2 protein-coding genes are annotated in these 7659 nt (G+C 50.8%); both read right to left on the reverse strand.

What is annotated here, in order from left to right; translation table 11 throughout:
* Positions 1–1057 (reverse strand): EAL domain-containing protein (locus tag NNN71_RS22640; RefSeq protein ID WP_271459390.1); only part of this gene is annotated, 1057 nt, incomplete at its 3' end.
* A 110-nt stretch (positions 1058–1167) separates the two neighbouring features.
* The coding region (locus NNN71_RS22645) for an autotransporter outer membrane beta-barrel domain-containing protein (RefSeq protein WP_442910524.1) at positions 1168–7659 on the reverse strand (6492 nt) is incomplete at its 5' end.

Below are 7659 nucleotides of genomic sequence, written 5' to 3' on the forward strand. Positions count from 1 at the left end.
CTTTAATATTTTTCTTATTCATTCTGATAGTAAAGTCAATGCAATTACTCGTAAAGCTTTTATCATTAAACGCTTCAGGGGGAACATTTATTCCGATATGGAAATTCTTACACCCTAGATTATGTAATGCCTGCATGTCCTGTTCAATATGTTTCATGAGGCCAATTGTCATTTTGTTGATCAGACCGCTTTGCTCAGCCGCGCTGATAAATTCATTGGGTGGTATAACCCCTTGTTCAGGATGCACCCATCGGATAAGCGCCTCTGCCCCCACGATCTCACCACTACTGAGTTCAACTACCGGTTGATAATAAGGAACAAACTGATCATCATCAATAGCCGACTTGAGTTCTTTCACAGGAGTGCGTTTCTGTAAAGACTGTAAGTGAATGAAGAGACTTACCGCGATAGCAATAAAAATTGCTATCACATAGCGGTTATCTTTCACATAATCCACCCAGCTTTCCTGAGTGTTAAATGTAATCCAGAATGGAAAGCTTGCAGATCCCGCCTGCATGACTGGGTTATTTATTGGTTCAAGCAGAAACTGAGCTTCAATATTCTCATCACGTGAGAAATCATAGAGAATTTTGTCTATTGCTGCTTTGTAGATGGCAACCGCGACGACTTGTTCTTTCACCGGGAAGTAAGTCATGTACATCTCTGTTCTTTGACGATTCACATACTGTATCATCAAAGTACGTGTTGTTGTTCCTGCTGAATTAATCCCTAAAGACTGGCGCCCTTCGAGAGAGGAGCATGACCATTCGCCATTCTCAATAATATTAATCGAACGTATAAATTCAACAGAGGCATTCATTCTGCTAAGCGAGCGAACGACCTCATCGTTACAGGTTTTTCCAATATAACTTTCCGCTAAAGCGGCCATGGCCTGCGCGGATTCGAACTCAGCATCAATAATACTAATAAGATCATTAAGCGCATTTTCTCTGACTTTTTTTTCATCTTGTTTCCACTGCATCAGTGAAGACAACACTCCCGAGCAAAGAACCAGGAGTGCCAATAATGCGGGCAGCACTTTTCTACGAAGAGACATATTTAGTCCTGGATATTTATGGTGCGCCTTTATGAGGCGCAGAGCTATTACACAGGTAGAATTACCAGGCAAACCATAGGTTGCCTGGTAAAAGAGTCAATGGACGATTATCAGAAGTTCCATTTCGCGCCGATCATTGCCGCACTGTCATTATAGCCTTTGTCACCTATCTGCACGCCAACGTTGCCCCACAGATTGAGACGCGGGCTTATCTGCCCCTCGACCCCCACTTTTACTTCCCCCAGGTTTTTCGCTCCTGCCTGGCTAACGTTAACACCGTCCATCCGGGTGTTGAAATCACGGGTGTTGTGCAGCCAGTTAACCTCGGCAAACGGCTGGAACTCTCGCTCTTTACCGTTATCGAGCTGGCTGTGACCTTTAATCCAGGTTTTCACCCCAAGACGTGTCTGCACATTGCCGTCACCGCTGCCGGAGATGATGGTGCCATTGCTTTCACGGTGAGCGTCGGCTTTCACTCCCATCCACACGGCTTGTGCCTGCGGTTGGATATACCATTCATTAGTCGAGCCTTCGCGCGTCTGGTATTCTCCCATTTTCCAGGTGTAGCCGGTTTCCACCGAGGCGTTTACGCCTTTCGATTTGTAGGATTCGCCCTGCAAATCTTCACCCTTCACGCTGTTGTTAAACCAGTTGTACTGCGCCCAGATATCCATATACAGTCCACTGTGCGTCTCATCATTGGCATACCAGGTCGAGTATACCCCGGCGGAATAACCGTTCACCGACCCTTTCGAGCCAAACTGTGTACGCGACGAGTGGGTATTGCTGTGGTCATTGCCGTAACCAACCATCAGCCCCAGATGCCAGCGGTCAAGGCCACTCTGGCTCCACTGCGCCACATCTCCACCCAGTTGTACTGTATAGCGGTTACTCTGAGTTTTAAGCTGTCCGCTGCCATCACGCCAGTTGTTGTGACCGCCTACGTGGCGCATCCACATGCTGGTAACTTTTTGCTCGCCGGTTAAGGCGTCGATGTACTGCGTTTCACCCAGACGATCGTGAAGACGGGTTATAAACAGCGTGTTGGCTGCCACCAAGTTCGCGGTGTAGCTACCGCCTTCCGGGCGTATATCCGGTGTTTCTTTATCGCCAGGATCCGTGCCAGGGTCCGTTTTGCTGCTGTTCAGATACCAGTTACTACTGTTCTCGCCGATTCCACGATTCAAGGTGTAGTCGTATGCCCCAGCGACAATACGGCCTTTCTGGGTGAAATCACCGTCAGACGCGCCCTGGACTGTAATCACCTCAATACCATCGATGGTCGCCGCCCCTGTGCCACCAGCATTCGTCACCGTGACATAAGTATTGCCGGAGGTATCGCCCTCCACAATCAGCTTATCAGTAACGGATTTATCGTCGCCGAGTGCGGTGTTAAGCGACAGTAGCCCATCGGAGCCTGCATAGTTGCCCTTAATCACCAACTGATTTCCGGCCTGCTGCCCGGAAACTCCAGTAACCATCGTGCCGCTGTTACTGACATTCCCGCCCACCGTAAAGGTGTGGTTACCTGTACTTTCAGTAGTGCCAACCTGAAGAAAACCGGCGTTGTCGATATCCCCGGCCACGCCGCCGAACCCGGATAACGTCCCCTGTTCTGCGATGTTGACCTGCGTACTGCTCAGCACCACTGAGGCGCTCTCGCTACCCAACTGCAGACCGCCCTGCTCTATGTTTGTGGCACCGGTCCAGGCAGCATTATCACCCACGGTGAGGGTGCCGCTGCCGAGCTTGGTCACGCTGCCCTCACCAGTAACACTGTTGTTCAGGTCCCAGTCACTGGCGCTGTTAAGCACCAGGGAACCGCCGTTTTTCACCGCCGCATCGCCAAGATGCTCAGCCACGGATGCAGTCAGTTGAGAACCTGCATCGATATCAAATGTTCCGGCAAATTCACTGTTGTTACCAGCCAGCACCACATCGCTGTCGGTCAGTTGAACACTGCCGTTATCACTGATCGCGTTGTACAGTACACCTGCGGCATTGCTTAATGCCAGCGTACCTGCCGCCACGATGTCACCGGTGCCAAGGCCCAGCGTAGAATTCAGCAGCACTGCTGCCCCTTCGGCAATAGTGGTTTTCGCTGTCAGGGTGCTGTTATCACCCGTGACAGTCAGCGTTCCGCCGTTCAGGTTGAGCGCGCCGCTACCAGTTAAGGTGCCGTTCACCTCGCCGCCGTCCGCTATCGTCAGGCTGCCACCATGAATATCAAGCAGGGAATCGAAAGCTGCAGTCAGTTTTCCGACTGTCTGACTGTATCCGTTCATATCAAAACCGGTGTCAGACGCCAGACGCAGTTCGCTGGTCTGCCCCAGCACGTCGTTGTTGTTCATCAACAGGTTGCCGCTGCGCACATCGGTGATGCCGGTATAGTCGTTATCCATATTGGAAAGCGACACAGTCTGGCCTTTGTTGCTGTCGAATGCCAGGTCGCCGGAGCCGGTGACGCGGGCACTGAGGTCAGCTGCATTACCTGTTTTACCGTTAGCATCCAGCACCAGTGCGTTACTACCGGACGCCAGCAGTTCAACCTGCGTCAGCCCGTAGTTGATATATAGCCCGTCGTCATTTTCACCACCGGTCAAGCGGTAGTCATAAGTGCCTTTGGCCACCACTTCACCATTCTGCTCGATGTCGGCCTCCACGCCATCGCTGATAACGTTGCCGTCTTTGTCGGTTAACGTCAGATTGCCTGCACCGCCCTGCACAGCAGTGTCAGAGGTGGCCAGTTTGATCAACTCCTGCGCGTCATCCTGCTCAAGCAGGGAGAGCGTCGTATCCGCCAGCGGACGATCGTTGCTGACGCTGCCGGTATCAACCTGAACGGTCCCGCGACCGCTAAGATTCATTTCACCAGCATGGATCGTGCCATCCGCTTGCGTTTTACCCGGCGCAACTCCATCGAAGTTCACCGTACCGCCGTTAAATGCCAGCCCACCGATATTCTGTTCGCCATTGCCAACATGTGTAAGGCTGCCTTCACCCGCACTCAGCGTTGCTTTAGTCAGAGCCTGGGTGTTCAGCCCAGCCAGTTCAAAGGTGCTATTTTGCAGCGCAAGAGTGCCCTTGAAACCGTCTGCGGCATTGTTAGCGGTAAAATCAAATGCCTTGCCGGACGCATCCACAGACACGGTGCCGGTTCCTGAGAGGTGGCTGTTGAGCGCCAGATCGCTGGTCGTGTTTAGTTGCAGCGTGCTACCTGCATCAATGCTGTAGCCGGTGTTTGCAGCATCATCTTTAGCATCACCCAGGGCAAAGTCGGCGTCATTGACGGTAAACACCGAGTTGCTGGTCAGATCTATATGCTCCATGCCGGTAATGGCATCGGCATTGTTCAAAATATACTGTGCGTTCTGCAACCGGAGCGTGTCTTCGCCTGCTCCGCCATTCAAGCTGGTAAAGAGCGAGGTTTCCGTCGCCTTGATGTCTTTCAGCACGAAGAGATCGCTGCCGTTACCGGTGGTGATATCGGTTGCCATACTGCCGGACTCCAGCGTGACGGTGTTATCACCACTGAGCAAATTCACCATCCCGGTAATGCTGGCTTCAGCGGCATTGGTAAAGGCAATGCCTTTCCCTTTGACGATCTCCAGTGCCTTTTGCGAGGCATCCAGCGCGCGTATCACACCTTTATTGAGGAAGCTTTCCAGCGAGCCGTTATCTGCATCAACAACCGCATGTGATGTGGAAACCGACGTCAGCTCACCCGACTGTTCAATATGTTTCGTGGTCCCACCGACAACCAGGGCTTCAGCACCATCGCTGTCCAGCACGTTCACGCTTGCGCCGGTTTTCAGATCTGCGGAGGAATTGGCGACGATCCCTTTGCCACCCGCCTGCTGGACGTTGATGACCAGATTGCGTGAGTCGGACATATCCAGGGTCTGATTGGTTTGCGAACCATCGATGTTTTCAAACAGGATACCGGTTCCGCTGCCGGTAACATTAATGGTACCGGAGTTGGTCTGCGCCATAGATGCTCCGGTATGCACGCCAACTCCATTGCCAACGGTAATTTGGGTCTCTTTGAGCTGAATACCGGTAAGGTTGGCCTGGTTTTCAATAGCGTTACCGCTGCCGCCAGCAGACATCGTGATGGTTGCGCCATCCACGACAAGCCCTTTCGCCCCGCTTGCCAGCAAAATAGCGTGCGCTGTACCGTCCGCGGTGGTTTCCCCTTCACCGGTCAAGTTCAGGGAAGCATCATTTCCGACCAGATATGCCGCCGTGCCATTGGTGGCAGAAACGGTAGCGGAATTGTTCACTACGGAATCCTTCCCCTGAATATTGACCGCCACACCATTTACCTGAATATTGCCTTCATTGTTCAGCGTACCGCCGGAAATCAGCACCCCGGTACTGTCAGGCCGATCAAAATCAATGGTACCTTTGTGGTTCAGCGTACCACCATTGCGGGCGATATAGCCGAAAGCACCCTCTGCAGTATTGCCGGTTTCAAGAGTGGCATAACTGGTTAATACCGACTCACCTTTTTTGGCTTCAATGACTTCACCATCCAGACCATAGTAATTTCCATCAACAATACCTGCTGTTGTACCCTTTCCGGCAACTTTAACAATATCGGCATCCGCTGTGATTACCCCTGTCGCGCCGCCTTCAATACGAACGCCGGTTGAACCTTCACCCATAATACTTAACGCCAGCTTACCGGAGTTAAAACTACTGCCTGCCCCCGTTGCACGTATAATGGTGGAGTTATCACCTGTTGCATTCATCTGCGACTGATTGGTACTGGTACCATCAAACGAGGCTCCGCCATCGACGCGATAAAGCGTCGAATCCGTTGTTGAAACCGTTTGATTACTAGTGGCATTGTCGATAATGGAGGAACCAGCCCCATAGATGTAATACCCTGTCTGGTTACTCCCGCCATTGAAGGTCACCGTTCCGTCACCTACCAGGGTAATCGTGCCTTTATCACGTGCCTGCACTCCGATAGCATAATCGCCATTGAGATTGACTTGGCCGGACACCACCGCATGGGCATCCTCGCCGCTTGCCCGGATACCGTAATTGGCGTAATGCGTTCCTTCATCAACACCGGAGTTGATATTAATGACGCCTGCATGCGTAATTTTTCCTCCTGCCTCAACGTCAATACCGATGCTGTTTTGCCCGTTCTGATTGATAACGCCTTTATTTACCACCAGATTTTCACTGGTGCCTGATTTTACGTTGATCCCCACATTCGCAATGGAGGATTCCCCAGCCAGGTCACCGTTAATCTCTATCGTGCCTTTTTGATTCAATGTCGCACTATCTTTAACAATGATAGCTTTTCCATTTGTTGTCAGAGAACCAATCACGATTTTTGAGGCCGCATCGCCGTTATACGTCGCACTACCTGATAACAGAATACCGATTGAGCCCCCCGATATGCGAAGATCATTAGTTGCATCCGTACCCTCACGTTGAGCCTCTCGGCCTATGTACAGCATGCCGTTATGGTTAAACGTTGACTGCTGTGCGGCCTCAATCCCTGTCGTGACCGGTGTTCCTGTGGTACCACTCTGCGTTGTTGCCGCAACATTGATCGTGCCATCATTTGTCAGCACCGCGGAAGAAGAGAGCAGGACCCCCTTATTGCTATACTGCGAAGCACTTGTCGCGAGGTTAATCACCCCAGTGGCATTGTTGTTCACAACAGAGGCCCCGTTCGCCATGATAGCCGTGTGCTGGCCCGCTGCGACTGTTGATGCGCTCGACGCTGATTTTTCAGCCATTTCAGGGTTAGTGCCCGCATCAACAACCCCGTTATTCTCAAATACAGAACCACGGCGAACGGCAACGACATAGGCTCCACGAAGGGTGTTATAGGCCGTCCCCAGCGTCCCGTCGTTAATCAGTGTGGCTCCATTTTCAAGATTAATCAGTGACGCATCAGACCACCAAAGCTGGAGATTAGCGTCTTTATCAATGTTAATAATGGCATCTTTGCCGTTTCCGTGAATATAGGAAACGGTATCGCGGTTAACCGTCCCTCTAACAGCGTCATCAGACGCAATCGCATCGTCATCAGCATAAATAGGAATTGATGTGTTCGTGCGTGCCAGATTCAGTTCCGCTCTGTATTCTTCGCTGGTCATCTTCAGTTCGCCGCTCTCTAAAGCAGCAATAAGCGCAGCGTTGTAGGCTTTAAACTCTTCGACATTGTTTACACTTTGTTGACCAAGCTTACTGGTAAACTCACCAGCGAACTCATCCACCACTGGTGACGCTACAACCCCGCCGCCACTGTAGTTATTTTTGGAATTACCTAACTGGGCAATCGTTTTAGAATGGTAATTAAGCTCAGCTTTATCACCCGACTCACTGGTAACCTTGAAAACAGACGCTTTATTTTCGCTGCTGGTATTTGAACTTTTGAAAATAGCATTAAATAAATTAGCAGTATCATTAGTCCAACCCACTTCTTGAATACCAACACTGACATCCAGGGTGGAACCACCCGTTACATTGTAAAGATTACGATCGATATACTGGCCATTAGCACCCACTGCATTTGAAATTGTAATATTAAAGTCTTCAAGAGATCTCACAACTATTGCATCATTATCATACAC

The organism is Kluyvera sp. Awk 3 (assembly GCF_028069715.1).
Lineage (GTDB): Bacteria > Pseudomonadota > Gammaproteobacteria > Enterobacterales > Enterobacteriaceae > Kluyvera > Kluyvera georgiana_A.